Source organism: Actinoplanes sp. NPDC051470, from assembly GCF_040682035.1.
Taxonomy (GTDB): Bacteria; Actinomycetota; Actinomycetes; order Mycobacteriales; family Micromonosporaceae; genus Actinoplanes.
In genome coordinates, this window is the sequence record NZ_JBFBAA010000017.1 from 70,537 (window position 1) to 95,685 (window position 25,149).

General features: G+C 71.4%; 30 protein-coding genes. 19 read left to right on the forward strand and 11 right to left on the reverse strand.

The window, feature by feature from the left end; genetic code table 11:
• Positions 1 to 30 precede the first annotated feature (30 nt).
• The 3 genes from AB0M54_RS27770 to AB0M54_RS27780 are packed head-to-tail and all read right to left on the reverse strand — an operon-like array spanning position 31 to position 2,763.
• The gene (locus AB0M54_RS27770; protein WP_364327665.1) at positions 31 to 669 is read right to left on the reverse strand and encodes a response regulator transcription factor; all 639 of its coding nucleotides are present in this window, start codon (positions 667 to 669) and stop codon (positions 31 to 33) included.
• Positions 662 to 1,795, reverse strand: a complete 1,134-nt coding sequence (locus AB0M54_RS27775; protein ID WP_364474495.1) for a histidine kinase — start codon at positions 1,793 to 1,795, stop codon at positions 662 to 664. Before AB0M54_RS27775 ends, AB0M54_RS27770 begins: the two co-directional genes overlap by 8 nt.
• Positions 1,792 to 2,763 carry an aldo/keto reductase gene (locus tag AB0M54_RS27780; RefSeq protein ID WP_364327660.1) on the reverse strand — a complete coding sequence of 324 codons (972 nt, stop codon included), beginning with the start codon at positions 2,761 to 2,763 and terminating at the stop codon, positions 1,792 to 1,794. The genes AB0M54_RS27775 and AB0M54_RS27780 overlap by 4 nt, the downstream gene beginning before the upstream one ends.
• A 125-nt stretch (positions 2,764 to 2,888) precedes the next feature.
• Here AB0M54_RS27780 and AB0M54_RS27785 point away from each other — a divergent pair, with 125 nt between their 5' ends.
• From AB0M54_RS27785 to mshC, 5 genes are all read left to right on the forward strand, one after another.
• The gene (locus AB0M54_RS27785; protein WP_364474497.1) at positions 2,889 to 3,941 is read left to right on the forward strand and encodes an LLM class F420-dependent oxidoreductase; all 1,053 of its coding nucleotides are present in this window, start codon (positions 2,889 to 2,891) and stop codon (positions 3,939 to 3,941) included.
• Positions 3,941 to 4,618, forward strand: a complete 678-nt coding sequence (locus tag AB0M54_RS27790; protein WP_364474499.1) for an MSMEG_4193 family putative phosphomutase — start codon at positions 3,941 to 3,943, stop codon at positions 4,616 to 4,618. The genes AB0M54_RS27785 and AB0M54_RS27790 overlap by 1 nt, the downstream gene beginning before the upstream one ends.
• 95 nt (positions 4,619 to 4,713) lie before the next feature.
• Positions 4,714 to 5,307: a DUF3090 domain-containing protein gene (locus tag AB0M54_RS27795; RefSeq protein WP_364327651.1), complete on the forward strand. Its 594-nt coding sequence runs from the start codon at positions 4,714 to 4,716 to the stop codon at positions 5,305 to 5,307.
• A gap of 2 nt (positions 5,308 to 5,309) precedes the next feature.
• On the forward strand, positions 5,310 to 6,110 hold the full coding sequence (locus AB0M54_RS27800; RefSeq protein ID WP_364474604.1) for an SCO1664 family protein: 801 nt from the start codon (positions 5,310 to 5,312) through the stop codon (positions 6,108 to 6,110).
• A gap of 296 nt (positions 6,111 to 6,406) precedes the next feature.
• A complete protein-coding gene (mshC, locus tag AB0M54_RS27805; protein ID WP_364327649.1) occupies positions 6,407 to 7,645 on the forward strand; it encodes a cysteine--1-D-myo-inosityl 2-amino-2-deoxy-alpha-D-glucopyranoside ligase in 1,239 nt (412 codons plus the stop codon).
• A 14-nt stretch (positions 7,646 to 7,659) separates the two neighbouring features.
• Here mshC and AB0M54_RS27810 read toward each other — a convergent pair whose 3' ends face one another.
• Positions 7,660 to 8,451 carry a GntR family transcriptional regulator gene (locus AB0M54_RS27810; RefSeq protein ID WP_364327646.1) on the reverse strand — a complete coding sequence of 264 codons (792 nt, stop codon included), beginning with the start codon at positions 8,449 to 8,451 and terminating at the stop codon, positions 7,660 to 7,662.
• Positions 8,452 to 8,545: 94 nt separating this feature from the next.
• On the opposite strand from AB0M54_RS27810, the gene AB0M54_RS27815 reads away from it, so the two are divergent.
• From AB0M54_RS27815 to AB0M54_RS27840, 6 genes are all read left to right on the forward strand, one after another.
• Positions 8,546 to 8,893, forward strand: a complete 348-nt coding sequence (locus AB0M54_RS27815; RefSeq protein WP_364327644.1) for a hypothetical protein — start codon at positions 8,546 to 8,548, stop codon at positions 8,891 to 8,893.
• Between the two features lie 54 nt (positions 8,894 to 8,947).
• Positions 8,948 to 9,739 carry a class I SAM-dependent methyltransferase gene (locus tag AB0M54_RS27820; RefSeq protein ID WP_364474501.1) on the forward strand — a complete coding sequence of 264 codons (792 nt, stop codon included), beginning with the start codon at positions 8,948 to 8,950 and terminating at the stop codon, positions 9,737 to 9,739.
• 223 nt (positions 9,740 to 9,962) lie between these two features.
• Positions 9,963 to 10,379, forward strand: coding sequence for a DUF6232 family protein (locus AB0M54_RS27825; protein WP_364474503.1), 417 nt, complete (start codon positions 9,963 to 9,965; stop codon positions 10,377 to 10,379).
• A 112-nt stretch (positions 10,380 to 10,491) separates the two neighbouring features.
• Positions 10,492 to 11,370, forward strand: a complete 879-nt coding sequence (locus AB0M54_RS27830) for a helix-turn-helix transcriptional regulator (protein ID WP_364327635.1) — start codon at positions 10,492 to 10,494, stop codon at positions 11,368 to 11,370.
• A gap of 13 nt (positions 11,371 to 11,383) precedes the next feature.
• Entirely contained in the window at positions 11,384 to 11,575 is a 192-nt protein-coding gene (locus AB0M54_RS27835) for a DUF397 domain-containing protein (protein ID WP_364327632.1), read from the forward strand.
• Between the two features lie 114 nt (positions 11,576 to 11,689).
• Entirely contained in the window at positions 11,690 to 11,875 is a 186-nt protein-coding gene (locus tag AB0M54_RS27840; protein WP_364474505.1) for a DUF397 domain-containing protein, read from the forward strand.
• Positions 11,876 to 11,898: 23 nt separating this feature from the next.
• Here the strand turns inward: AB0M54_RS27840 and AB0M54_RS27845 are convergent, their stop codons facing one another.
• Positions 11,899 to 12,768 (reverse strand): PAC2 family protein, encoded by an 870-nt coding sequence (locus tag AB0M54_RS27845; RefSeq protein WP_364327629.1) that lies wholly within the window; start codon positions 12,766 to 12,768, stop codon positions 11,899 to 11,901.
• 155 nt (positions 12,769 to 12,923) lie between these two features.
• Here AB0M54_RS27845 and metH point away from each other — a divergent pair, with 155 nt between their 5' ends.
• A complete protein-coding gene (metH, locus tag AB0M54_RS27850; protein ID WP_364474507.1) occupies positions 12,924 to 16,448 on the forward strand; it encodes a methionine synthase in 3,525 nt (1,174 codons plus the stop codon).
• 6 nt (positions 16,449 to 16,454) lie between these two features.
• Positions 16,455 to 17,393, forward strand: coding sequence for a nucleoside hydrolase (locus AB0M54_RS27855; RefSeq protein WP_364327623.1), 939 nt, complete (start codon positions 16,455 to 16,457; stop codon positions 17,391 to 17,393).
• 6 nt (positions 17,394 to 17,399) lie between these two features.
• Here the strand turns inward: AB0M54_RS27855 and AB0M54_RS27860 are convergent, their stop codons facing one another.
• A complete protein-coding gene (locus AB0M54_RS27860) occupies positions 17,400 to 17,843 on the reverse strand; it encodes a hypothetical protein (RefSeq protein WP_364474509.1) in 444 nt (147 codons plus the stop codon).
• A gap of 210 nt (positions 17,844 to 18,053) precedes the next feature.
• Between AB0M54_RS27860 and AB0M54_RS27865 the strand changes: the two genes are divergently transcribed.
• The gene (locus AB0M54_RS27865) at positions 18,054 to 18,377 is read left to right on the forward strand and encodes a nuclear transport factor 2 family protein (RefSeq protein WP_364327617.1); all 324 of its coding nucleotides are present in this window, start codon (positions 18,054 to 18,056) and stop codon (positions 18,375 to 18,377) included.
• On the opposite strand, the gene AB0M54_RS27870 is transcribed toward AB0M54_RS27865, so the two are convergent.
• A complete protein-coding gene (locus AB0M54_RS27870) occupies positions 18,374 to 18,784 on the reverse strand; it encodes an SRPBCC domain-containing protein (protein WP_364474511.1) in 411 nt (136 codons plus the stop codon). The two genes, AB0M54_RS27865 and AB0M54_RS27870, sit on opposite strands and share 4 nt — an antisense overlap.
• 12 nt (positions 18,785 to 18,796) lie before the next feature.
• Positions 18,797 to 19,336: a hypothetical protein gene (locus tag AB0M54_RS27875; protein ID WP_364327611.1), complete on the reverse strand. Its 540-nt coding sequence runs from the start codon at positions 19,334 to 19,336 to the stop codon at positions 18,797 to 18,799.
• A 56-nt stretch (positions 19,337 to 19,392) separates the two neighbouring features.
• On the opposite strand from AB0M54_RS27875, the gene AB0M54_RS27880 reads away from it, so the two are divergent.
• Together AB0M54_RS27880 and hpt are read left to right on the forward strand one after the other, a co-directional pair.
• A complete protein-coding gene (locus AB0M54_RS27880) occupies positions 19,393 to 19,839 on the forward strand; it encodes a GNAT family N-acetyltransferase (protein WP_364327608.1) in 447 nt (148 codons plus the stop codon).
• Positions 19,840 to 19,855: 16 nt separating this feature from the next.
• Positions 19,856 to 20,422 (forward strand): hypoxanthine phosphoribosyltransferase, encoded by a 567-nt coding sequence (gene hpt / locus AB0M54_RS27885; RefSeq protein ID WP_364327606.1) that lies wholly within the window; start codon positions 19,856 to 19,858, stop codon positions 20,420 to 20,422.
• Positions 20,423 to 20,433: 11 nt separating this feature from the next.
• Here hpt and AB0M54_RS27890 read toward each other — a convergent pair whose 3' ends face one another.
• Genes AB0M54_RS27890 through AB0M54_RS27900 form a run of 3 tightly spaced genes read right to left on the reverse strand, consistent with a single transcriptional unit; the run spans position 20,434 to position 22,981 of the window.
• Positions 20,434 to 21,162 carry a DUF2071 domain-containing protein gene (locus AB0M54_RS27890; RefSeq protein ID WP_364474606.1) on the reverse strand — a complete coding sequence of 243 codons (729 nt, stop codon included), beginning with the start codon at positions 21,160 to 21,162 and terminating at the stop codon, positions 20,434 to 20,436.
• On the reverse strand, positions 21,159 to 22,145 hold the full coding sequence (locus tag AB0M54_RS27895) for an aldo/keto reductase (RefSeq protein WP_364474512.1): 987 nt from the start codon (positions 22,143 to 22,145) through the stop codon (positions 21,159 to 21,161). The genes AB0M54_RS27890 and AB0M54_RS27895 overlap by 4 nt, the downstream gene beginning before the upstream one ends.
• Before the next feature lie 32 nt (positions 22,146 to 22,177).
• Positions 22,178 to 22,981, reverse strand: a complete 804-nt coding sequence (locus tag AB0M54_RS27900) for an aminoglycoside 3'-phosphotransferase (RefSeq protein WP_364327600.1) — start codon at positions 22,979 to 22,981, stop codon at positions 22,178 to 22,180.
• Between the two features lie 159 nt (positions 22,982 to 23,140).
• On the opposite strand from AB0M54_RS27900, the gene AB0M54_RS27905 reads away from it, so the two are divergent.
• From AB0M54_RS27905 to AB0M54_RS27915, 3 genes are all read left to right on the forward strand, one after another.
• Complete coding sequence (locus AB0M54_RS27905; RefSeq protein WP_364474514.1) at positions 23,141 to 23,803, forward strand: neutral zinc metallopeptidase; 663 nt, start codon at positions 23,141 to 23,143, stop codon at positions 23,801 to 23,803.
• Between the two features lie 17 nt (positions 23,804 to 23,820).
• A complete protein-coding gene (locus tag AB0M54_RS27910) occupies positions 23,821 to 24,516 on the forward strand; it encodes an HAD family phosphatase (protein ID WP_364327594.1) in 696 nt (231 codons plus the stop codon).
• A 153-nt stretch (positions 24,517 to 24,669) separates the two neighbouring features.
• Positions 24,670 to 25,146 carry a toxin-antitoxin system HicB family antitoxin gene (locus AB0M54_RS27915; RefSeq protein WP_364474516.1) on the forward strand — a complete coding sequence of 159 codons (477 nt, stop codon included), beginning with the start codon at positions 24,670 to 24,672 and terminating at the stop codon, positions 25,144 to 25,146.
• Positions 25,147 to 25,149: the final 3 nt, after the last annotated feature.

Below are 25,149 nucleotides of genomic sequence, written 5' to 3' on the forward strand. Positions count from 1 at the left end.
CCCGCTCCCGCGCCAGGGGGAGATGCCGTGCTAGCTCGAGATGAACCCGGACCGGTACGCGACCACCACGGCCTGGGTACGGTCGCGGACGCCCAGCTTGGCCAGGACGTTGCCGACGTGCGTCTTCACCGTCTCGACCCCGAGCACCAGCCGCGCCGCGATCTCGGCGTTGGACAGGCCGTCGGCCATCAGGGCCAGCACCTCGCCCTCGCGGTCGGTCAGGCGTACCCCCGGCAGTTGTTCCTTGGGCTCGCCGTACGCCGCCGCCAGCCGCCGCACCGCCGCCGGGAAGAGCAGCGACTCGCCCTGGGCGACCACCCGGACCGCCTCCACGATCTGGGCCGGCCGGGACCGCTTGAGCAGGAAGCCGCCGGCGCCCGCGCGCAGGGCGTCGTACACGTGCTCGTCGTTCTCGAACGTGGTCACCACCAGCACCCGCGGCGGCGCGTCGAGGCGCTCGTGCAGCAGCCGGGTCGCCTGGATGCCGTCGACGCGCGGCATGCGGACATCCATCAGCACGACGTCGGGCCGCAGCTCGACCACCGCCGGGACCACCTCGGCGCCGTCGCCGGCCTCGCCGACCACCGTCAGATCGGGCTCGGCGTCGAGGATCGCGCGAAGGCCGGCCCGGATCAGCGCGTCGTCGTCGACGATCAGGACCTTAGTCACGCGGCAGTCTCGCACGCACCAGCCAGTCGTCGCCGTCCCGGCCCGCCTCGAGCGTGCCGCCGGCCAGCCGCACCCGCTCGCGCATCCCGGTCAGGCCCCGGCCCCGCGAGCGGTTCGCCCGGCCCGCGGCCGGATTGCGCACCTCGATGACCAGCTCCTCGGCCGCCGTGATGGTGAGGCGCACCGAGCCCGTCCCGTGCTTGGCCGCGTTGGTCAGGCTCTCCTGGACCAGCCGGAAGGCCTCGCCGGGCAGCGTTTCCCCGACGTCGAGATCGGCGTGCACCTCGATGCCACCGGCGCGCATGTCGTCGAGCAGCCGCTGCAACCCCGCGCGCGACGCCGGGAGAACGGAAGGCCGTTCGTTCTCGGCCCGTAACAACCCCAGCACCCGGTCGAGATCGTCCATCGAGGACCGGCCGAGCTCCTCGATGGCCGCCAGCGCCCGCCGCGCGAACTCCGGGTCCTGGTCGAACACCGCCCGCGCCGCGCCCGCCTGCAACGTCGTCGCGGTCAGCGCGTGCCCCACCGAGTCGTGCAGCTCACGGGCCAGCCGGTTGCGCTCGGCCAGCCGCCGCTCGCGCGCCTCGACCGCGGCCATCCGCTCGGCCGGGGACGGCCCGAGCAGCACCGGCGCCATCGTGGCGGCCAGCGCGCCCAGTCCGGCGGTGGCGTAGACCGTGCCCAGCAGGATCAGCAGCGCCACCCCGAGCGAGGCCGCCGTGGGCCGGTCGGACAGGCCGACGAACGCGAACGGCACCGCCGCCACCAGCGCCGTGCCGATCACCGCGCCCACCGTCAGGTGCACCGCGAACCACAGCGCCGCGCGCAGCCGCGTCTCCAGCGCGGGCGGGCCCGGCGCCGGCAGGTCGACGCGCAGCAGCGCCCGGGCGGCCGCGATCTCGAGCTCGCGGGTGCCGCTGAGGAATGGCGGGACCAGGCCGACCACGGCCACCACGGCGGCGATCCCGAGCATGGCCGCCCGGTTGTCGGTGGTGGTGAGCAGGCTCTGGCCGATCAGCCCGGCCAGCAGCAGGTAGGGGAGCAGGATCACCGTGCCGAGCAGCAGGAACACCGCCCGGCGGTAGGTGCTCGCGCGCATCGGGGCGAGCAGCGCCCGCCGGATCATCCCTCGCGCTCGGGGTAGCCGACCTCGATCGCCGACACGTCGTCGAGCGCCCGGGCGATCTCGCCCGGCAGCGTCAGCTCCTCGCTGAGCAGCGCGCCCTGCAACTGCCCGGCGGTGCGGGCCCCGAGGATCGGCGCGCTCACGCCCGGCCGGTCCCGGATCCAGGCCAGCGCCACCTCGATCGGCGACACGCCCAGCCCACGGGCCGCGGTCGCCACCGACTCGACGATGCTCGAGCTGCGCGGTTCCAGGTAGGGCTGGACGAACCCGGCCAGATGTTCGGACGCGGCCCGGGAGTCGAGCGGGCGGCCGTCCCGGTACTTCCCGGTCAGCACGCCCCGGCCCAGCGGCGACCACACCAGCAGGCCGATGCCCAGCGCGGCCGCGGCCGGCAGCAGCTCGCGCTCGATGCCCCGCTCGAGCAGCGAGTACTCCATCTGGGCGGCCACGATCGGCGCCCTTCCGGGGTACGCGGCCTGCCACGCCGCCGCGCGTGCGGTCTGCCAGCCGGCGAAGTTGGAGACGCCCACGTACCGGGCCTTTCCGCTGGTCACCGCGTGGTCCAGGGCGGCCAGGGTCTCTTCCAGCGGGGTCTGCGGGTCGTACCCGTGCACCTGCCAGAGGTCGACGTGGTCGGTGCCGAGCCGGCGCAGCGAGCTCTCCAGCGAGCTCAGCAGGTGGCCGCGGGAGCCGTCCCGGCGCCGCCAGCCGCCCGGCGTCAGCCCGGCCTTGGTCGCGATCAGCACCTCGTCCCGCGGCACCAGCTGTTCCAGCAGGGTGCCGATCACCGACTCGGCGTCGCCGTCGCCGTACACGTCCGCGGTGTCGAGCAGCGTGCCGCCCGCGTCGAGGAAGAGTTTGAGCTGGGCGGCCGCGTCGTCGGGATCGGTGTCCCGGCCCCACGTCATGGTGCCGAGCGCGAGCCGCGAGACCGCCAGCCCGCTTCGGCCGAGCGGTCGCTGTTGCATGGGTGAACCATATTCACCACCCGCCGTCCAGCGACATCCCGCGCGGCGTCGGTTACCGGACCGAGATGCCTCACGAGCGGGTCAGTAGGCTCAGGTCAGGTTTCCCTATTGTTTCGGGAGGGCTCGTGCGGCTCGGACTCAACCTCGGCTACCAGGCGGCGTGGACAACGCCCGCCGATCATCTGGCGCTCGCGCGTGAGGCGGACCGGCTCGGCTTCTCGGTGGTGTGGGCCGCCGAGGCGTACGGCTCCGACTCGCCGTCGACGCTGGCCTGGATCGCCGGCCAGACCGAGCGCATCGACGTCGGCGCGGCGGTGATGCAGATTCCCGCGCGTACGCCGGCCGCGACCGCGATGACCGCGGCGACCATCGACGCGCTCTCCGGGGGCCGGTTCCGGCTCGGGCTGGGCGTGTCCGGGCCGCAGGTCTCCGAGGGCTGGCACGGCGTGCGCTTCGCCAAACCGCTCGGCCGGACCCGGGAATACGTCGACATCGTGAAGCTGGCCCTGGGCCGCAAGCCGGTGGCGTACGAGGGCGAGCATTTCACCCTGCCGCTGCCCGGCGGCGCGGGCAAGGCGCTGCGGCTCGGCTTCCACCCGCCGCGCGAGCACATCCCGATCTACCTGGCCGCGGTCGGCCCGAAGAACCTCGAGCTGGCCGGCGAGATCGCCGACGGCTGGCTGGCCATCTTCTTCGACCCGCGGACGGCTTCCGACCACCTGCGCCACATCGAGGCCGGCCGGGCCAAGGCGGGCCAGGGGCTGACCGGCTTCGACATCGCGCCCAGCGTGCCGGTGGCGATCGGCGACGACGTGGCCTCCTGCGCCGACGTGATCCGGCCCTACGCGGCGCTCTACGTCGGCGGCATGGGCAGCCGCGAGCAGAACTTCTACAACCGCCTGGCCGTACGCATGGGCTTCGGCGACGCGGCCAAGGAGGTTCAAGACCTCTACCTCGACCGGAAGATCCGGGAGGCCGCGGCGGCCGTCCCGCAGGAGTTCATCGAGCGTACGGCCCTGGTCGGCCCGCGCCCGGTGATCGTCGAGCGGATCCGTGAATACGCCGCGGCCGGCGTCACCACGCTGTCGGTCAGCCCGTACGTGGGAGATCTGAAGTCCGGTCTGGACACCCTGCGCGTGGTGGCCGAGGCGTTCGACGAGGCCGGGGTGGCGTCCTAGTGGCCACCGTCCTGCTCATGCGGCACGGCCGGACCACCGCGAACGCGAGCGGCGGCCTGGCCGGGCGGCAGCCGGTCGAGCTCGACGACACCGGGCGGTCCCAGGCCGAGCGGGCCGGGCAGCGGCTGCGCGCGCTGCCGCTGACCAAGGTGGTGACCAGCCCGCTGATCCGCTGCCGGCAGACGCTCGAGCTGGCCCTGCCCGAGGCCAAGCCGATCGAGGACGACGGCCTGATCGAGTGCGGGTACGGCGAGTGGGAGGGCCGGCCGCTGGCCGAGCTGGCCAAGGACCCGCTGTGGCCGGTGGTGCAACAGCACCCCAGCGCGGTGACCTTCCCGGACGGCGAGGCGATGGCCGCGATGTCGGCCCGCGCGGTGGCCGCGATGCGCCGCTGGGACGCGGCGGTCACGGCCGAGCACGGGCCCGAGGCGCTCTGGCTGGCCTGTAGCCACGGCGATGTGATCAAGGCCATCGTCGCCGACGCGATGGGTCTGCACCTGGACGAGTTCCAGCGGATCGTGGCCGACCCGGCGTCGATCAGCGTGATCCGGTACACGCCGACCCGCCCGTTCCTCGTGCGTCTCAACGACACCAGCGACTTGACCAGCCTCATCCCGGCGGCGCCGGCGTCCAGCGACGCGCCGGTGGGCGGCGGGGGCGGTGGTGACACCGCGTAGTTGACTGTTTCCGCAGCGTAAAGCGCGGTTGCGCCCTCGGCGAACCCCGCCGGTGCGCTGCGCGCTCGCGTCCCGGGGCGGATAGGCTTTTTCGTATGACCCACCAGGTGCATGCCTTCGAGCCGCCGGAGCGGTTCGTCGCCGGCACGGTCGGCGAGCCGGGCGACCGCACCTTCTTCCTCCAGGCCCGCGGTGGTGGCCGCGTGGTCAGCGTCGCCCTGGAGAAGGTGCAGGTGTCACTCCTCGCCGAAAAGCTCGAGGAGCTGCTCACCGAGGCCGGCCGCCGCTTCGGCGTCGACCTGCCCGACGCGCCGGTGCTCGCCCTGCACGACAACGAGCCGCTCGACACGCCGGTCGACGAGGAATTCCGGGTCGGCACCCTCGGGCTGGCCTTCGACGTCGACACCACCACGGTCGTGATCGAGGCGATCGAGGCCGGTGAGGGCGAGGCCGAGGTCGACCTGGGCGCCGACGACGACGAGGTGGCCGACGACGATGACGACGACGAGGACGAGCCCGACGACGACCTCGACCGGCTCCGGGTGCGGCTGACCCCCGAGAAGACCCGCGAGTTCATCGACCGGGCCCGCCGCGTGGTCGCCGCCGGCCGCCCACCCTGCCCGCTCTGTGGCCAGCCCCTCGACCCCGCCGGGCACCTGTGCCCCCGGCACAACGGCTACCACCGGTGACGATCTCGGTGCTGCCCGAGGACGACGCGGTCGAGTTGCTGACCCGCGGCGAGATGGAGCTCGAGGGCCGCCTCGTCGACGCGTCCAACACCACGTTGCGCGCCGAGATCACCCTCGACGGGCTGAACCGGCGCTGCGTCTACAAGCCGGTGCGCGGCGAGCGCCCGTTGTGGGACTTCCCCGACGGCACGCTGGCCGGCCGCGAGGTGTCGGCCTACCTGGTCTCCCAGTCGACCGGCTGGGGCCTGGTGCCCCCGACGATCCTGCGCGACGGTCCGCTCGGCGTCGGCGCCTGCCAGCTCTGGATCGACGAGCCCGACGACGCCTCCTCGCTGATCGGCTTCGTCCCGGCCTACGACGTGCCCGAGGGCTGGCTGGCGGTCGCCTCGGCCCGCGACGAAGAGGGCGACGCCTACGCCCTGGCCCACGCCGACGACCCGCGCCTGGCCCGCCTGGCCGTCCTCGACGCCGTGATCAACAACGCCGACCGCAAGGGTGGCCACGTCCTCTACGCCCCGGACGACCGCGTCTTCGGCGTCGACCACGGCGTCAGCTTCCACGTCGAGAACAAGCTGCGCACGGTCCTTTGGGGCTGGACCGGCAAGGCGCTCCCGGCCGAGGCGGTCGAGACGTTGTCGTCGTTGCGGGCGGCGCTCGACGGCTCGTTGGGCGAGGCCCTCGAGGAGCACTTGACGATCTCCGAGGTCCAGCACATCCGCCTCCGCGTCAAGCGGCTGCTCCGCGTGGCCAAGTTCCCCGACCCGCCCACCGACTGGCCCGCCGTCCCCTGGCCCCCGGTGTAGGGGCCTGTTCCGCCACTCCGAGCTATTTGCGCGTGGAGACCTGGTGTCAGGGGTCCCGGTGGCGGGTTGACGGGCTGGGCGCGCGGCCGCCCCGTTGGGTGATGGGGTGGGGCGGGAATGGGTTTGGGGGTTGGGGTGACTTCGCACGCAGGTGGAGCGGAGCGACCCTCGGCGGGAGCGACGGTCTGGACCACCCACCCGGCTGCGACCTCCTGCTCTTGAAGTTGATCTTGATTTTGACCGGGCGAGAGGCACGGATCACAGCTACACGGAAATCCGCTGGATAGGGTTTTGGGATGGACGCTTGGGTTGGGCATGAGGTGCCGTCGTTGCCGGGGACGTCGCGTGAGTTGCGGCTCTACGACTCGGCGCGCCAGGGCGTGTTCGAGAGCGCGCCGGCCGGGACCGCGTCCATGTATGTCTGCGGCATCACGCCCTACGACGCGACCCACCTCGGGCACGCGGCCACGATGATCACGTTCGACCTGGCGCAGCGGGTGTGGCGCGACGCCGGGCACGACGTGACGTACGTGCAGAACGTCACCGACATCGACGACCCGCTGCTGGAGCGGGCGGCCCGGGACGGTGAGGACTGGATCGTCCTGGCCATGCGCGAGACGGCGCTGTTCCGGGAGGACATGGAGGCGCTGCGGATGATCCCGCCGGCGCACTACGTGGGGGCGGTCGAGTCGATCCCGCGCATCGCCTCGCATGTCCGTGACCTGATCGCCGGCGGCTCGGCGTACACGCTGGAGGACGGCACGGGGGACGTCTACTTCAAGGTGGCGGCGGCGCCTTCATTCGGGTACGAGTCACACTTGTCGCGGGACGAGATGGTGACGCTGTCGGCCGAGCGCGGCGGCGACCCGGGGCGCGAGGGCAAGCTCGACCCGCTCGACCCGCTGCTCTGGCGTGGCGCCCGCGACGGCGAACCGGCCTGGGACGGTGGTGACCTGGGGCCGGGGCGGCCCGGCTGGCACATCGAGTGCGCCACGATCGCGCTCCACCTGCTCGGCACCACGATCGACGTGCAGGGCGGCGGCAACGACCTGCTCTATCCCCATCACGAGTGCTCGGCCGCGCACGCCGAGACGCTGACCGGTGACCGGCCGTTCGCCCGCCACTTCGTGCACGCGGGGATGATCGGGCTGGCCGGCGAGAAGATGTCGAAGTCCAAGGGCAACCTGGTCTTCGTGTCCCGGCTGCGCGGCGACGGCGTCGACCCGATGGCGTTGCGGCTCGGGCTGCTGGCCGGCCACTACCGCACCGACCGCGAGTGGACCGACGACGTCCTCAAGACCGGTCAGGAGCGGCTGGCGCGGTGGCGTTCGGCCGCTTCCGCCGGTGCCGGGCCGTCCGGCGAAGGGCTTCTCGCTTCGGTACGCGAGGCGCTCACGAACGACCTCGACGCGCCGGCCGCGCTGGTGCTCGTGGACGCGTGGGCCGAGGCCGCGGTCGCCGGCGCCGGTGATGACGTGACCGCACCCGCCGTCATGGCGCGGACGGTGGACGCGTTGCTGGGCATCAAGCTCTAGGTGTTCTGTCCCTCTCAGGCCAGCGCGAATCCGGGATCCGGGTCGGGGTCCGGCGTGGGCGCGGGGATGCGGTAGTCCTCGGTCAGCGTGGTCATCGGGCCCGGCCATGTCGCCTGGGACACCTCGATCGGTTTCCGCGACTCGTCGAAGGCGACGTGCAGCAGGTGGAGCACCGGGGTGTCCGGGCGGATCTGCAGGATCTCGGCCTCCTCGCGGCTCGGCTGGCGGGCGCTGATCGTGTCCGTCGCCGAGGCGTAGCGGCGGTCGAGCGCCTCCTCCGCCTCCTGGTACAGCGGCCGCCCGAACGCTTCACGGCGCTCCAGCGACGTGCCGGTGACGTCCTTCAGCCGGAACCACGAGGCGCCGACCTCGACCGTGGCGTCGTCGGTGCGCACCACGTGCCGGCGGACCAGCATCTCGGTTCCGTCGCGCACCCCGAACGCGTCCGCGACCTCCGGGGGAGCGGGCTCGCGGCCCACCGCGACCAGCTGCTGCCGGTAGCGGGCGGCGAGATCCGCGTGGTAGCCGCGGTGTGAGCCGTAGCGGCCGCGGGCGAGCCGGTTGAGGCGGCGGCGGGTGCCGCGGACGTACGTGCCGGAGCCCGGCTTGGTGATCAGGATGCCCTCGACGCGCAGCTGGTCGACGGTCCGCTGCACGGTCTGCTTGGCGACGCCGAACATCTCGGCCATCGCCGGGATCGACGGGAGACGCTCGCCCGGCTGCCAGTCGCCGCGGCGGATGCGCTCCTTGAGCTGGGTGGCGATCTGCCGATGCGGAAATTCGGCGGCGCCCGGGTTGATCGTCATCGCGTACCTCCTGCACCTAGGTTCCTAGGATGCCTCAGGCGGCGTGCCCGGCCCGGCAGCGACACGCTGTCGGCGGTCTGGGAAGCTCTCGGTCGTGGAAGCACTCCGGCTGATCCTTCTGTACGTGCACCTGATCGGTTTCGCGCTCCTGCTGGGCGGCCTGGTCACGCAGTACCTCAGCGGCAAGATCCGGATCAACAAGGCGGTCCTGTGGGGCGCCATCGTCCAGCTGCTCAGCGGCATCGGCCTCGCCGCGCCGCTGCGCGGGGGTGGCGACGCCGAACCCGATCCGATCAAGCTGGCCGTCAAGCTGGTGATCGCGCTGCTGATCTTCGTGATGGTCGTCGTGCCGCGGAAGAGGGAGTCGGTGGCCAAGGGGCACTTCCTGGCCATCGTCGGCCTGACCCTGGCCAACGCGGCGGTCGCCGTCTTCTGGCGCTGAGCCGGCACGGCGATTCCGGTTGCTCTGCTCCCGGTGACGCGCGATCGTCGAGCCATGCTGACCCCGGAGATCCTTGCCTACTACGAGCGTGGCGGTGAGACCGATCGCCTGGCCGCCGGTGTCGGGCGCCTGGAGTTCCTGCGTACCTGGGACATCCTGACCCGCATCCTGCCGCCGCCGCCCGCGGTGATCGTCGACGTCGGCGGGGCCACCGGTGTCTACGCGGGTCCGCTCGGGCGGGCCGGGTACTCGGTGACCGTGGTCGACCCGGTGCCTTCGCACGTCGCGGCCTCGTCCGGCCTGCCCTCGGTGACCGCGATCCTGGGCGACGCCCGCTCGCTGCCGTTGTCCTCCGACTCCGCGGACGCCGTGCTGCTGATGGGGCCGCTCTATCACCTGCTCGAGCCGGTGGCCCGTGCGCTTGCCTGGCGGGAGGCGGTGCGGGTGGCCCGCCCGGGCGGGGTCGTGGCCGGCGCGACGATCACCCGGCACGCGCCCCTGCTGGACATCGTGTCGCGGGGCCTCTTCGGCGACCGACAGATTCGGGCGATCACCCTGGCCGACATCGCGCACGGCCGGCACCTTCCCACGCGGGACCGCCAGGTGTTCACCACGGCCTACTTCCACGCGCCGGGGGAGCCGATCTTGGAGGCGGCGGCGGCCGGTTTGACGGGGGTACGGACGTTCGCCGTCGAGGGTCCGGTCTGGACCATGACCGACCGGATCACCGAACTGCTGGCCGACCCGGTGACATCGGTCGAGCTCCTGGCCGTGCTGCGGGGCCTGGAGGCGGAGCCGGCCCTGCTGGGCGCCTCCAGCCACTTGCTGACATTTGGCAAATCCTGACGGCGATACCGCAATCTGCGGTATAGCAAGTACGTCCGCTTGGCCGCATACTGACGTCAGAGTCACGAATGGGGTCCGTGGACGAAGGAAGCGGCGCCCAGCTGCCACTGAGCGCCGCCTCGGGCATCCGACCCCGGAGAGGGGAAAGGGTGTGCCCGCTCAAATCCCATCCTTCTCCTCCTTTCCGGGCGGTGCAAGACCCGCGCGGAAGGAGGTGAAGCAGATGACCGTCTACTACCGAAGCCGCCATGTGGTGATCACGGAGAAGCTCGTCAAGGTCCGGATCGACCACGGGTGGCGTCTGTGGGTCGTCGCCGAACTGCGAGGCTGCACGGTGCAGCACGACGATCTGCCGTGGACCACCGGATTGTGGGCGCTGGGCTCGTCCGCGATCGTCGTCGGACTGGTGGCCACCCGCTTGGGTGGCTGGGCGCTGCCGCTGGCGCTGATCGTCTTCGCCGTGGCGGTGGCCGTCGCGATCATCGAGCGCCGGCGGGCCCGGGCCCGGTCGTGCTCCGAGCTCCGGGCCACCTACAAGGGCCAGGACGTGGTCGTGTTCGAGCTGCCGAGGCACGAGTTCGACGCGGCCTGCCGGGGCCTGATCCGGGCCATCGAACGAAGGGAAGACGCGAAGTCGTAATCATCCGCGACCGATCGGGCCTGCCACGGTGGTGTACTTTTCCTGTCTGCGGTATAGCTGACAGAGGTACAGCAGGCTCACACAGCGTTATCGACGATGGAGGCACACAGTCGTGTCCGGGCGGGCCGAACACCCAGCCGTCTCCCGATGGCGGGTTCGGCACGCCCTGCGGGCGGCCCGGGACGCCAAGGGTCTGACGCAGACCGAGGTCGCCGACGAGATGGAGTGGTCGCTCTCCAAGGTGCAGCGTATCGAACTGGGTGAGGTCAACGTGTCGGCGACCGATCTGCGGTCGGTGCTCGACCTCCTCGACATCACCGACCCGGAGACGGTCAACCGGTTGCTCGAGGAGGCCCGGGTCTCCCGGCGCGAGCGCTATGTGGTCGACGCCGACCTCCGTGAGCACCTCACCCCGAATTCCGTCCAGCAGGTGCAGTTCGAGGCCGTGGCCGACTCGATGGAATGGTTCCTGACCTACGTGGTCCCCGGAAGCCTGCAGACACCGGCCTATGCCGAGGCCGTGCTGCGCTTCTTCGATCCCGCGATCGCCGACAACCGGCTCAAGGTCCGGATGGAGGTGCGCGCCCAGCGTCGTCGCGCCGCGCTGGAGTCGGAGGATCCGCCGGAGCTGAAGGTCGTCCTCTACGAGCCGCTGCTGATGATGAACGTCGGTGGCGCGGGCGTGATGGCGGAGCAGCTTCGTGATCTTGCCGCGTCGGCCCGCCGGCCCAACGTCAAGATCCGCATCCTGCCGATGGCCGAGGGGCTGCTGACCGGCATCGGCATGTTCGGCCTGATGCGTCTTGATCGCGGCGTCTTCGCAGGTGAAGTGCTCTATCGTGAGCTAGCGGGGACCGACTCACTGGACGATGATCACGAACTGGTAGAACTTCATCGCACCGCATTCGTTGAAGCATGGGAACGTTCGTTGTCCGAAGAAAGGTCGGCCCGGCGGATCATCGCCGAGGCCGCCGCTCTCGAGGCACAGTGAGAAGCGAGGATCGATGACGCAGGCCACAACGAAGTGGATCAAGAGCACGTATTGTGGCGACGCCGCATGCGTGGAAGTGGCGGACGGCCCAGATTTCGTGGCTGTGCGTGACGGCAAGCGGCCCGACGGCGGCATGCTGGAGGTCTCGCACGGCGACTGGCGCGGGTTCCTCGAGGGCATCCGGGCGGGCGACTTCCCGCGTTGAGTTTTTCTGATGGCGCGCCGGCTCGTGGCCGGCGCGCCATTTTTGTGTCAATCCTAAGTCTTCGTTAAGGCGGCGAGGTCAAGTACGCTGACGGCGGAGCGAGGGGAGGTTCCCATGGCAACACTCGAGAACCTGGTCTGGGAACGCAGCAGCTTCTGCTCGAACGGGGCGTGTGCCGAAGTGGCCTCCGACGGCGAGTTCGTCTACCTTCGCAACAGCCGCGAGCCCGGCAAGGTGATCAAGCTCGACCTCGACGAATGGGCCACGTTCCGTGCGGCCATCCACGCCGGACAGTTCTGAGCAGGCCTACGTTCTGAGCAGACCTACCAGGAACCCGCCGTGGGGCCGGCCGAGCCGCCCCGGCGCCGCAGGTACTTCTCGAACTCGCTGGCGATCTCGTCGCCGGTCAGCGGCTGGATGCCGGCGTCGCCGACCCGTTCCTCCAGCTCACGCACGTACTCGCCCAGCTCGGCGTCCTGTTCGGCGGCCGCTCGCACGCGCTTCTCCCACTCGTCGGCCTCCTCGGCCATCTCGGCCATCGGGACCGGGAGGTCGAGCACGTCCTCGAGGCGGTGCAGGAGGGCGAGCGTCCCCTTCGGGCAGGGCGGGTTGTTGGCGTAGTGCGGGACGTGCACCCAGAACGACAACGCGTCGACCTCGGCTCGGCCGCAGGCCTCTTGCAGGACGCCGACGATGCCGGTCGGGCCGTCGTAGCGGGTGGGCGCCACCTGGTACTTCGTGGCGACGTCGGGGCGGGACGCGGAACCGCTGATCGGCAGCGGGCGGGTGTAGGGCACGTCGGCGAGCAGGGCGCCGAGCAGCACGATGCGTTCGACCTCGAGGCTGTGGCAGATCTCCAGGACCTGCTCGCAGAAGGTGCGCCAGCGCATGCTCGGCTCGATGCCGCGGATCAGGACCACGTCACGGTCGGCGCCGGGCGGGGAGGCCTGCATGAACCGGGTCGTCGGCCATTCGATCGAACGGGTCTCGCCCTCGGTCATCGTGACCGTCGGCCGGCTCACCTGGAAGTCGTAGAACTCCTCGGGATCGATCGCGGCGATCTGGCGCGCTTCCCACACCTGCTCGAGATGTTCCACGGCCGCGGTGGACGCGTCGGCCGCGTCGTTCCAGCCCTCGAATGCTGCGATCGCCACCGGGGAACGCAGCACGGGCAGGCCGTCGAACTCGCTCACGTTCTCCACCTTCCGCCATTCGTACTCACAGAGCCTACGTGCCGCGCCTGGAGCGCACCCGGCGGCCGCGCCGGAGATCGAGAGCGCGCTCACAGTGGTGGGCCGTGACGGCCAACCATTCGGCACGAAAGCACACCCGCGACTAGCCTGGCCAGATGGCGTCCGAAGAACTGCTTTCCGCGCTGTCCCAACGTGTTCTGGTCGCCGACGGGGCGATGGGCACGATGCTGCAGGCCGCGGACCTCAGCGTCGAGGACGACTTCCAGGGCCTCGAGGGGTGTAACGAGATTCTCAACGTCACCCGGCCGGACGTGATCCGCGGCGTGCACGAGGCCTATCTCGCGGCCGGGGCTGACTGCGTCGAGACCAACACTTTCGGTGCGAACGCCAGCAACCTCGGCGATTACGACATTCAAGACAGGATCCGCGAGCTGTCGGAGGCGGGCGCAAGGATCGCGCGGGCGGCGGCCGATCAGTTCACGACCGCCGGGCAGCCCAGGTACGTGCTGGGCTCGGTCGGCCCGGGTACGAAGCTGCCGACGCTCGGCCACACCTCGTACCGAAGCCTTCGTGACGCCTATCACGAGACCGCCGCCGGCCTGATCCTCGGCGGCGCCGACGCCGTGCTCATCGAGACCTGCCAGGACCTGCTGCAGACCAAGGCGGCCGTGGTCGGCGCCCACCGGGCGATGGCCGAGATCGGCGCCAAGGTGCCGCTGATCGCCCACGTGACCGTGGAGACGACCGGCACGATGCTGCTGGGCAGCGAGATCGGCGCCGCGCTGACCGCCCTGGAGCCGCTGGGCATCGACCTGATCGGGCTCAACTGCGCCACCGGCCCGGCCGAGATGACCGAACACCTGCGGTTCCTTTCGCAGAATGCCCGCGTACCCCTCTCGGTCATGCCCAACGCGGGCCTGCCGGTCCTCGCGGCCGACGGCGCCTACTACCCCTTGACCCCCGACGAGCTCGCGGAGGCGCTCGGGCGGTTCGTGCGCGACTACGGCGTCTCGCTGGTCGGCGGCTGCTGCGGGACGACGCCCGAGCACATCGCCAAGGTGGTCGAGGCGGTGCGAGGCGCTTCGGCCGGTGCGCGTACGCCGGAGCACGCGCCCGGCGTGTCGTCGATCTACCACGAGTCGCCGTTCCGGCAGGACGCCGGCGTGCTGATGATCGGCGAGCGGACCAACGCGAACGGCTCCAAGGCGTTCCGCGAGCCGATGCTGGCCGGCGACTGGCCGGCCTGTGTGGAGATCGCCCGAGGCCAGGCCCGCGACGGCTCCCACCTGCTCGACCTGTGCGTCGACTACGTCGGCCGGGACGGTACGCAGGACATGCGCGAGCTGGCCGGCCGGTTCGCCACCGCGTCCACGCTGCCGATCATGCTCGACTCGACCGAGCCGCAGGTGATCGAGGCCGGGCTCGAGATGCTGGGCGGCCGCTGCGTGGTCAACTCGGTGAACTACGAGGACGGCGACGGTCCGGGCTCCCGGTTCGCCCGGATGATGCCGATCGTCAAGGAGCACGGCGCCGCGGTGGTCGCGCTGACCATCGACGAGGAGGGCCAGGCCCGCACGGCGGAGTGGAAGGTACGCGTCGCCGCACGGCTGATCGACGCGCTGACCAGCGACTGGGGCCTGAACCGGGCCGACATCCTGGTTGACGCGCTGACCTTCCCGATCGCCACCGGCCAGGAGGAGACCCGCCGCGACGCGCTGGAGACGATCGACGCGATCCGCCGGATCAGCGAGCTCTACCCGGGCGTCAACTTCACCCTGGGCGTCTCGAACGTGTCGTTCGGCCTCAACCCGGCCGCCCGCCAGGTGCTCAACTCGGTCTTCCTGCACGAGTGCGTCCAGGCCGGGATGACCAGTGCCATCGTGCACGCCAGCAAGATCCTGCCGATGTCGCGCATCCCCGACGAGCAGCGTGAGGTCGCGCTCGACATGGTCTACGACCGGCGGCGCGAGGGGTACGACCCGCTGCACCGGTTCATGGCCCTGTTCGAGGGTGTCGACGTGGCGTCGGCCCGGGAGACCCGGGCCCAGGAACTGGCCGGGCTGCCGCTGGACGAGCGGCTCAAGCGGCGCATCATCGACGGCGAGCGCAACGGCCTGGAGGCCGACCTCGACGCGGCCCTGGCGGTCGGTCCGGCGCTGGCCATCGTCAACGACGTGCTGCTCGACGGCATGAAGACGGTCGGTGAGCTGTTCGGCTCGGGCCAGATGCAGCTGCCGTTCGTGCTCCAGTCGGCCGAGGTGATGAAGGCCGCGGTCGCCTACCTCGAGCCGCACATGGAGAAGAACGAGGACGAGGCCGGCAAGGGCCGCATCGTGCTGGCCACGGTCAAGGGCGACGTGCACGACATCGGCAAGAACCTGGTCGACATCATCCTCAGCAACAACGGCTACGAGGTCGTCAACATCGGCATCAAACAGCCGGTCAACGCGATCATCGAGGCGGCCGAGGAACATCGCGCCGACGCCATCGGCATGTCCGGGCTGCTGGTCAAGAGCACGGTGGTGATGAAGGAGAACCTTCAGGAGATCGCGGCGCGGGGCCTGGCCGGCCGCTACCCGGTGATGCTCGGCGGGGCGGCGCTGACCCGGTCGTACGTCGAAGACGATCTTCGTTCCGCGTACGCCGGTGAGGTGCACTACGCACGGGACGCGTTCGAGGGGCTGTCCCTGATGGACAAGGTGATGACGGCCAAGCGGGGCGGCGCCGCGGTGATCGACCCCGAACGTGAGGCGGCGCTGGCGGCCCGCCGGGCGCGGCGCGAACGGCAGCGGGCCATGGTGACCGAGAACCTGCCGCCGCTCGACGACACCTCGGTGCGGTCGGACGTGGCGACCGGCGTCGCGATCCCCGAGCCGCCGTTCTTCGGCAGCCGGGTGATCAAGGGGGTGCCGCTGGCCGACTACGCGTCACTGCTGGACGAGCGGGCCACGTTCCTCGGGCAGTGGGGGCTGAAGGGGTCGCGCGGCGGCCAGGGCCCGTCCTACGAGGAACTGGTCGAGACCGAGGGCCGGCCGCGGCTGCGCTACTGGCTCGACCGCCTGATCGCCGACCAGGTGCTCGAGGCGTCGGTGGTCTACGGCTATTTCCCGGCGTACGCGGAGGGCAACACGCTCGTCGTCCTCGACGAGAACGGCGCCACGGAACGGGCCCGGTTCACCTTCCCGCGGCAGCGGCAGGAGCGCCGGCTGTGCCTGGCCGACTTCTTCGCCCCGCGTACCCGGGGTGAGCTTGATGTTGTGGCCCTGCAGCTGGTGACCGTGGGTCAGCCGGTCAGCGAATACACCGCGAAGCTGTTCGCGGCCGACGAATACCGCGACTACCTCGAGGTGCACGGCCTGTCGGTGCAGCTCACCGAGGCGCTGGCCGAATATTGGCACCGCCGGGTGCGCTCCGAGCTGGTCTTCGCCGACGGCACGACGGTCGCCACGGGTGACCCGGCCGACCTGGCCGGCATCCTGAAGAACGACTACCGCGGGTGCCGCTACGCCTTCGGCTACCCGGCCTGCCCCGACCTGGAAGACCGCGCCAAGCTGACCGGCCTGCTCGACGCCGCCCGCATCGGCGTCACCCTCTCCGAGGAGTTCCAGCTGACCCCCGAACAATCCACCGACGCGATCATCGTGCACCACCCGGACGCGAACTACTTCAACGCAAAGTAGGTTCCCATGCTGGTCATCGACACCGATCCCGGTGTGGACGACGCGTTCGCGCTGGCTCTGGGGGCGGCGCATCCCGACCATGAGCTGCGGCTCGTGACGACGACCTACGGGAACGTGCCGGGGGAGATGGCCGCGGCGAACGCGTTGCGGGTGCTGGAGTTGTGCGGGCGGGCGGACCTTCCCGTGGCCCGGGGCGCTGACGGGCCGCTGGCCGGGCACAGTCTGAGCGCGGCCAAGCACGCCCACGGTGCGGACGGGCTGGGCGGGCAGGCGGCCCGGCTGCCGGTGCGCACCCGGCCGGTCGAGCCCGGGCCGGCGGTCACCGTGCTGGCCGAGACGCTGCTGGCCGCCGGCGAACCGGTGACCGTGGTCGCGCTGGGGCCGTTGACCAACCTCGCCACCCTGCTCGCCGCGCATCCCGCGGCCGCCGGACGGATCGGGCGCCTGGTCGTGATGGGCGGCGGCTTCCGCGAGGGCAACATGACGGCGAGCGCCGAGTTCAACATCTGGTGCGACCCGGAGGCCGCCCGCCAGGTCCTCGTCGGCTCGGACCTGCCGACCACGCTGGTGCCGCTCGACCTCACCCACCGGGCCGGCGTCACCGAGGAGTGGATGACCGCGCTCGGCGCGACCGGCCGGGTCGGCTCCACACTGGCCACCATCGCGGCCGGCAACTGGGCGTTCTACGAGCGGATCCTCGGCGAGCGGCGGCTGATCGTCCACGACCTGTTCGCCGTGGCCGAGGCGGTCTGGCCGGGCAGCCTGCGTACCGAACGGGTCTGGGTCGATGTGGAGAACGGCCACGGGCCGGCGCGCGGGGCCACCATCGCCGACCGCCGCCGGTTCCACTCCAGCCCGCGCGAGGGCCGCGAGATCGACGTGGCGGTCGACCTCGACGCGCCGGCCCTCCACGAGCGCATCCTCAACCGCTTCCGCACCGCGTGACCCGGCTCAGGAGATCGCGATGATCGTCAAGGCCAGGCCGTAGGCGGCGATGGCCAGGTGCAGGCCGGTCCAGAGCGAGTGCAGGCGGATGCGGTGGAGGCGGGGGAACTCGGCGTAGTGCTTCTGGCGGTTCTCGTCGAGGTTGTCGTCGTCGGCCAGGGCGCCCAGTTTCTTGAGGGTCCTGGTCAGGGCGCGGGCCTGGTTGAGGTGATAGGTCGCGCGCTCGTGGTACTTGGCGGAGATGAACCCGCCGAACCCGCCGATCAGCGCGATCAGCACACCGAGCGGAATCGTCGTCCGCGCGAACTTCTGCTGGATGATCAGGCCACTGAGGGCCGCCGCGATCACCAGCACGAAGTTGGTCATCATGGCCCGCTGATTCTCCGACTGACGAAACTGCTGGCGATGCTCGTTCCAGTAGGAGAGCACCACATCCGAAGAATCCTTCACTCTGTCCCTTCCCGATCCCACGGCGATTCAGCGCTGATCAAGACCGTCCTTCAGGAGTTCCACATCGGTCTTCGGCAGCACGGGTACGACGGTAGGCTGCCGGGGTGATGTTCGACCGGCGGGGCACGGGCGAGGGCCCGATCGCGGCGTTCCGGGCCTGGTGGCCGGCCGCGGGAACCGCGGGCGGTCGCCGAACGTCGGCTGCCGGCCGTGAGTGAGTCGGAGGCCCGGGCCCACATCGACCGCTTCAACGCCGCGGTGCTCACCGGCGACTGGGCCGAGCTGGTGGCGACCCTGCACCCGGACGCCACCATGACCTTCGTCGGCCCGCCGGTCGGTCCCTTCCACGGGCGCGACGCGATCGCCTCGGCGTACGCGGAGAATCCGCCCGACGACACGATGCGCCCGCGCGAGGTGACCGCCACCGGCGCCACCGAGGTCGTGACGTTCGAGTGGACGCGCGGCGGCACCGGCACCCTGACCATCACCCGCGACGCCGGCCTGATCAGGTCCCTGCTGATCGTGTTCGACTAACCGAGGAGTTTGTCGAGCTTGGTGAAGCTCGAGCTCCAGCCCTCGCGGGCCATGCTTTCGACGTCGTCGGGGTAGGGGCCCTGGATCAGGACCAGACGGGTACGCCCGCCCTCCTCGTCGTGGAACTCGATGCTCAGGCGCATGCCGTTCGCCTCGCCGACCAGGAGCTGGTTCTCGATCACCTCGAGGAACGTGGCCTCGACCGGTGACGTCTGGGCCGGGTCGTCGTCGCTGACCATGGTCAGGCGCTGGTGGCCGCCGGTCACCGGGTCGATCGACACGCTGTCGCGCGGCACCGACCAGCCGACCGGGCCGAACCACGCGGCGAGCTGGTCGGGGTCGACGAACGCGCGGTAGACCAGCGCGCGCGGCGCGTCGAAGACGCGGGTGATCACGAGGTCGGCCACCGAAAGATCTCCTCAGACCTTGGAGGGCATGCGCCGGTGCAGTTCCGCGAGCAGCGTACGGGGCCCGGGGGACATGAGTCCGATGTCGACCAGGTACGAGTCGCCGCGCCGCCGGGGCCGCCGTCCGGGACCGGGCAGCTCGGTGACCGCCTCGGGGCCGGCCGGCGTGACGACCAGCTCGGTGAAGACCCCGCGGTGCCGCAGCCCGATGGCGGCCACGCCCGACCACGGGATGGCGATGCCGCGCCGGCCGGTGGCCGCGAACTCCAGGCCGTGCACCGAGCTGTGCAGCCACCCGAACCGGTTCCAGGCGACCAGGATGACCAGGCAGGCGATGACCGTCGGCACGACGATCAGGCTCTCCGCGATGGAGGCGATGTCGGCGGCGGCCGGGCGTACGCCGAAGAGCAGCGCGACCAGCACCCAGAGGCCGCGGCAGACCGCCCAGGCGATCGCGCTCACCCACAGCATGGTCACGAAGACGATGCCCCGCGGCTGGAAGAAGCTGGTCGCGTCCTCGGCCGGGCCGATCACCGGGTGCTCTCGCTCCATCCTGGCATTATGCCCGGTTTGTCGCTTCGGCACGGGTGATGCGCCATCATGATCACATGACGGTGGTGAGGGTGAGCGTGACGCATCCCTGGTTCCCGGACGTGGTCGCGCAGTTCGACGCGTACCGGCAGCACTACGGCGCGAACCCGGCGCCCGAGGCGACCGCGGAGTGGATCCGCGACCAGCTGATCACCGACCGGCTGCGGCTGTTCGCGGCCGGACACGGCGACGTGGTCCGGGGCATGCTGACCGTGTCCGTCGTACCCGCGTCGCTGACCCTGCGCACCATCTGGATGATCCGCGACCTCTACGTCGACCCGGCCGCCCGCCGCGCCGGGCTGGCCCGCGAGCTCCTCGCACACGTCTCCGAGGCGGCCCGCGAGGAGGGCGCGCACCGGCTGGCGCTGCAGACCGAGCCCGACAACATCAGAGCCATCCAGCTGTACGTCTCGGCCGGCTTCCAACCGGTGACCGAGGTGGTGAACTGGGCTCGCGTCCTCTGACGGCTACGATTCGCGCGTGGATGCTTCGCACGTCGCCGCTGACCTGGAGTCTGTGCTGCTGACCGAGGACCAGATCCGCGACCGGGTGTACGCCCTGGCGGGTCAGCTGGCGGCCGACTACGCCGGGCGGACGCCGGTGCTGGTCGGCGTGCTGGCGGGCGCGGCGACGTTCACCGTCGACCTGGCCCGCGCCTACCCCGGCCAGGTCGAGATCGGCTGGATGGCGATCAAGTCCTACAGCACCCGCAACCGGGCGTCCGGCTCCGTACGCCTGCTCAAGGATCTTGATCTCGACATCGAGGGCCGCGACGTCATCATCTGTGAGGGCGTCATCGACACCGGGCTGACGATGAACTGGCTGATCGGCAACCTGCGCCAGCGGCAGCCGCGCTCGCTGGCCGTGTGCGCGCTGATGCGGCGGCCGGACACGCCCCAGTTCGGGGACACGCCGGCCTACATCGGCTTCGACGTCCAGCCCGGCCTGATCGTCGGCTACGGCCTCGACTACCGCGGCCACTACCGCAACCTGAGCTGCGCCGCGGTGCTCGCGCCGCACGCCCAGGGAGCGGTCACCGCCCGCTGACCTGCCGGAAACTACCGGGACTCGGGGGCGACGGACGGGCCGCCGAAGACGACCGGGACGCCGGGGGAGTAGAGGACGCTGGCCGGACGGCCGGTCGGGGCGGGCAGGCCGGTCGCGGCGATCAGGGACTCGTCGCAGCGCAGCAGGTCGGCGCGGTGCAGGGGCCAGGTCGGATGGTCGTTGGGCAGGTGGACCGTGCGGCCCCAGGCGCGGGTGTGCAGGCCCCAGCGCGCGGTCAGGAAGTGTTCCAGCGGGGTGGGGGAGACGATCGCGGCGCCACGCCGGACCGCGAAGGACGAGGTGGCATCGCGGCGCTTGCTGGCGTACTCGAAGGTGTCGTTCTCGCGCCGCAGGCTCATCCGGGCCCAGCGGTAGGGCAGGCGCAGCGTGGCCTGCGCGGTCAGCACCGGGATCAGGCGTTCCGCGTCGAGCGAGAGGAAGACGACCGCGCGGCGGCCCAGGGCGTCGACGCTGTAGAGGCGGACGTTGGTCTCGCAGAAGGTGCCCAGGTAGGGCAGGCCGGGACCACGCAGCGGCCCGAGACCGACCATCCGGAAGCCGATCAGCCCGACGTAGGTGACGCCGTCCAGCGTGTCGGGGCGGGTGCCCGGCGGCAGGAACGGCGCAACGACCGCCGGGTCGGCCGGCCAGTGCAGGAAGGCCAGGTCACGCCACTGCTGGACCAGCCACGGGCGGCGGACCGGCCGGGTCGTCAGCGGCGTGACCTCTTCGATGTTCAGCGCCGCACCTGCGACATGTCGGGGTAGCGGTCGCCGGCCGCGGGGGCGATCGCGCTCAGCCGGTCGAGTTGCGACGGCGTCAGGGTCAGCGCGTCGGCGGCGGCGTTCTCCTCGAGCCGGGACACCCGCTTGGTCCCGGGGATCGGGGCGATGTCGTCACCCTGCGCGAGCAGCCACGCCAGCGCCACCTGGGCCGGGGTCGCCTCGGCCTCGACCGCCACCTCGCGCACGCTGCGCACGATGTCCAGGTTCTTGGTGAAGTTCTCGCCGGTGAACCGCGGGTTGTCGCGGCGGAAGTCGTCGGCGTCGAAGTCGTCGGGCGACGTGATGTGGCCGGTCAGGAAACCGCGGCCGAGCGGCGAGTAGGGCACCAGACCGATGCCGAGCTGACGCAGCGTGTCGAGCACGCCGTCCTCGGGGTCGCGGGTCCACAGCGAGTACTCCGACTGGAGCGCGGTGATCGGGTGCACGGCGTAGGCGCGGCGGATGGTCTCCGGCGCCGCCTCGGACAGGCCGAGGTGCCGGACCTTGCCCGCCTGCACGAACTCGGCCATCGCGCCGACGCTGTCCTCGATCGGCACGGTCGGGTCGACCCGGTGCAGGTAGTACAGGTCGATGTGGTCGGTGCCGAGCCGGCGCAGCGAGCCGTCGATCGCGGCCCGGGCGTTGTCCGGGTGCCCGTCGACGATCCGGCCGGCGGCGTCCGGCGTGCCGCGGCCGATGTGTGACATCAGCCCGAACTTGGTGGCCAGCACCACCTCGTCGCGGCGGCCGGCGATCGCCCGGCCGACCAGCTCCTCGTTGGTGAACGGGCCGTAGCGCTCGGCCGTGTCGACGAAGGTGACGCCCAGGTCGAGGGCGCGGTGCAGGGTACGGATCGACTCCGCCTCGTCGGTGCCCTTGCCGGTGTAGAACGCGGACATCCCCATGCAACCGAGCCCGATGCGGGAGACGTCGAGCCCCGCCAGCGATACCTGCCTCATGAAGGAAACCTACCGCTCATCAGGGCCGCTCATCAGGGACCGAGCTCCCACATCAGGCGGTAGTAGGCGATGCGCTCGGGGTCGGGGTCGATCTCGTAGGCGGCGAAGAACACACCCTGCCAGCCGGGGCCGAAGTTCCAGTCGAGGCTCCACGACGCGATGGCCAGGTCGGCCCAGCGGTCGGCGACGCCCAGCGTGGCCAGGTCGACGTGGCCGGCCCAGCGACCGTCGTCGTCGACCAGCGTGTTCGGGGCGCACGCGTCGCCGTGGCAGACCACCAGGTGGTCGATCGGCGGCCGGTCCATCGCCTGCACCAGCGCCTCGGCCACGGTCAGGTGGCGGTAGTCGGCGTGCCACCGGGCCACGTCGATCAGCCCGCGGGCGAAGCGGTCCTCGGCCGACGCCAGCCGGCTCTCCACCGACCAGGTGAACGGGCACTGGTCGACCGGCAGGCGGTCGTGCAGGGCGCGCAGCCCGCGGCCGATCGCGACGACGGCCGGCGCCGGGTCGGCCAGCCAGCGGGCGTCGACGGCGTTGCCGCCGGGCAGGGCCGCGGTGTGCAGCCAGGTTCCGGTGTGGTCGCTCCCGGCGGCCAGGACGTGGGGCACGGGGGTGAAGCGCTGGGCCCACGCCAGCCGTTCGGCCTCCCGGGCCAGCGGCAGCCCGCTGCCCGCCGGGGCGAACTTGACGAAGCTCCGCGCGTACTCGTCATCGATCTCGAAGGTCGTCCCACCGAGCACATTGACCCAGACCGGGCGCAACGGGCGCCCGGCCGCGAGGACGCGCACCGCCTCGGGCACGGCGATGTCCGTCTTCAGTTCGCCCGACAGCAGCATGAAGCACCCCGATCCGGTGATGATCTGTGTCCGGCCCTTACACGTATCGTGGAACACCCCGGTCCCGCCACCCCTCGGAGGACCCTTATGCCGGTCCCGAACGGCCGACGTCCCGCCCTGCTGGTCGCCCTAGTGACCGCCTTGGTGGGATTGGGCTGCGTGTCGGCCCCCGACCAGCCCGGCGCGGCCCCGCCCGAGCCTGATGAGACACCGGTCACAACAGCCTCCGCCGGCGCCGACGCCGACGGCACCGACACCCCCGAGGAGTTCAAGGGCGACATCGGTGATGCGACCAAGATCGCCGAGGAGTACTGGGCAGGGGTCTTCAAGCAGAGCGGGATCCGGTTCGAGCCGGTGAACCGGGTGATCGCCTACGAGCGGGAGGGCGAGGTCGACTGCGGCGGCCAGCCGCTCGGGCTGAACAACGCGGCCTACTGCTCCGACGGCGACTTCATCGCCTACGACGTCAACTGGGCCTTCGCCGCGTTCCAGCAGGTCGGCGACGCGTTCATCTTCTACCTGCTCGGCCACGAGTACGCGCACGCGATCCAGTTGCGGCTGGGCATCCAGAAACAGTTCACGATCCAGCAGGAGCTGCAGGCCGACTGCATGGCCGGCGCCTACATCGGCGACATGGAACGGCAGAAGCGGCTGAGCCTGCAGGACGACGACACCGAGGAGCTGGCCGCCGGGCTGGAGGCGGTCGGCGACGAGCCCGGGCAGCCGTGGTTCGCGGAGGGCTCGCACGGCTCGGCCAAGCAGCGCACCCAGGCGTTCGCCAACGGTTATCGCGATTCGCTGGAGCCCTGCAACCTGTCGTGAACCGCGGGTGGGCGAGAATGGTCGTTCACGCGCTCTTCTGGAGGCCGGCCCTGACTGCACTACTTCCCGCCGCGGTGCTCTTCGACATGGACGGCACGCTGGTCGACAGCGAACGAGTCTGGGACGTCGCCCTGCGCGAGCTGGCCACCCTCGCCGGGGGTGAGCTCTCGCTCGAGGCGCGGCACGCGATGATCGGCAGCAACATGGGCCGCACCATGCAGATCATGCGCGACGACCTGGGCCAGCCCGACCGGCCCGAGGCGCCGGATGTCGCGTGGCTCACCGACCGCGTCTTCGAGCTGTTCGCCGACGGGCTGGTGTGGCGCCCCGGCGCCTACGAGCTGCTCCGGGCCGTGCGCGACGCCGGGTTGCCGACCGCGCTGGTGACCTCGACCGGCCGCCGGCTGGTCGAGGTGGCGCTGCGCACGATCGGCCGCGAGAACTTCGACGCGATCGTGGTCGGCGACGAGGTCAAGGCACCCAAACCCGACCCTGAGCCCTACCGGACGGCCGCCGAGCTGCTCGGCGTGCCGATCGAGCGCTGCGTGGCGATCGAGGACAGCCCGGTCGGCATCGCCAGCGCCGTGGCGGCGGGGGCCGCGGTGCTCGCCATTCCGGCCGAACTGGAGCTGCCGCCGACCGACGGCGTGCACCTGCGCTCGACGCTCGAAGGCATCGGCCCCGCCTATCTCGCGACCCTGCTCGCGGCCTGACATCACATCGCCTCCCCGTGCGCCGGAACCTCGGCCCGCGGGGATGAGTCTTGTCCGCCGACCGGTCGTTGTCGTCTGACCGTGGTCAGAGATTTCGGCTCTGCCGTCATCGTGACGCTTGACTGACGTCACGGATGACGTCATAGTGGTGGCATGGACCTGACGCCGTACCTCGAAACGCTCCGCGCCGATCTCGCCGCGGCCGCCGCGCCGGGTGGGAGCGACACCGCGCGGGCGGCCGAGCTGCTCAGCCACTCGCTCGACGCGTCCGCCCGGCTGGCGCTCCTCGAGGCGCTGTCCGACGCGGCCGCCGAGATCACCACCCGGCTGCCCGACTCGTCGGTCGAGGTCCGGCTCCGGGGCCGCGAGGCCGACCTGGTGGTGACCACGACGGCAGTGGCCGAGACCGAGCCGGCCCACGTGCCGCCGGCCGCCGTCGAGGGTGACCTCACCCGGCTCACCCTGCGCATGCCCGAGGCGCTGAAGACCCAGGTCGAGCTGACCGCCGCCGCCGAGGGCATCTCGGTCAACGCCTGGCTGGTCCGGGCGGTCACGCTGGCCGTCCAGCGCCCGGCCGGCCCGCCGCCGAACCGGCCCGGCAAACGCATCACCGGCTTCGCCCAAGCCTGACCA

Excerpts from the sequence above, each read along its gene's own strand:
- AB0M54_RS27910 (WP_364327594.1), top strand. The coding sequence starts at position 23,821 with ATGGTCGTTCACGCGCTCTTCTGGAGGCCGGCCCTGACTGCACTACTT.
- AB0M54_RS27795 (WP_364327651.1), top strand. The coding sequence starts at position 4,714 with ATGACCCACCAGGTGCATGCCTTCGAGCCGCCGGAGCGGTTCGTCGCC.
- AB0M54_RS27810 (WP_364327646.1), bottom strand. The coding sequence starts at position 8,451 with ATGACGATCAACCCGGGCGCCGCCGAATTTCCGCATCGGCAGATCGCC.
- AB0M54_RS27825 (WP_364474503.1), top strand. The coding sequence starts at position 9,963 with ATGACCGTCTACTACCGAAGCCGCCATGTGGTGATCACGGAGAAGCTC.
- AB0M54_RS27900 (WP_364327600.1), bottom strand. The coding sequence starts at position 22,981 with ATGCTGCTGTCGGGCGAACTGAAGACGGACATCGCCGTGCCCGAGGCG.
- mshC (WP_364327649.1), top strand. The coding sequence starts at position 6,407 with ATGGACGCTTGGGTTGGGCATGAGGTGCCGTCGTTGCCGGGGACGTCG.
- AB0M54_RS27855 (WP_364327623.1), top strand. The coding sequence starts at position 16,455 with ATGCTGGTCATCGACACCGATCCCGGTGTGGACGACGCGTTCGCGCTG.
- AB0M54_RS27840 (WP_364474505.1), top strand. The coding sequence starts at position 11,690 with ATGGCAACACTCGAGAACCTGGTCTGGGAACGCAGCAGCTTCTGCTCG.
- AB0M54_RS27820 (WP_364474501.1), top strand. The coding sequence starts at position 8,948 with ATGCTGACCCCGGAGATCCTTGCCTACTACGAGCGTGGCGGTGAGACC.
- metH (WP_364474507.1), top strand. The coding sequence starts at position 12,924 with ATGGCGTCCGAAGAACTGCTTTCCGCGCTGTCCCAACGTGTTCTGGTC.
- AB0M54_RS27880 (WP_364327608.1), top strand. The coding sequence starts at position 19,393 with ATGACGGTGGTGAGGGTGAGCGTGACGCATCCCTGGTTCCCGGACGTG.
- AB0M54_RS27780 (WP_364327660.1), bottom strand. The coding sequence starts at position 2,763 with ATGCAACAGCGACCGCTCGGCCGAAGCGGGCTGGCGGTCTCGCGGCTC.
- AB0M54_RS27775 (WP_364474495.1), bottom strand. The coding sequence starts at position 1,795 with ATGATCCGGCGGGCGCTGCTCGCCCCGATGCGCGCGAGCACCTACCGC.
- AB0M54_RS27875 (WP_364327611.1), bottom strand. The coding sequence starts at position 19,336 with ATGGAGCGAGAGCACCCGGTGATCGGCCCGGCCGAGGACGCGACCAGC.
- AB0M54_RS27895 (WP_364474512.1), bottom strand. The coding sequence starts at position 22,145 with ATGAGGCAGGTATCGCTGGCGGGGCTCGACGTCTCCCGCATCGGGCTC.
- AB0M54_RS27835 (WP_364327632.1), top strand. The coding sequence starts at position 11,384 with ATGACGCAGGCCACAACGAAGTGGATCAAGAGCACGTATTGTGGCGAC.
- AB0M54_RS27915 (WP_364474516.1), top strand. The coding sequence starts at position 24,670 with ATGGACCTGACGCCGTACCTCGAAACGCTCCGCGCCGATCTCGCCGCG.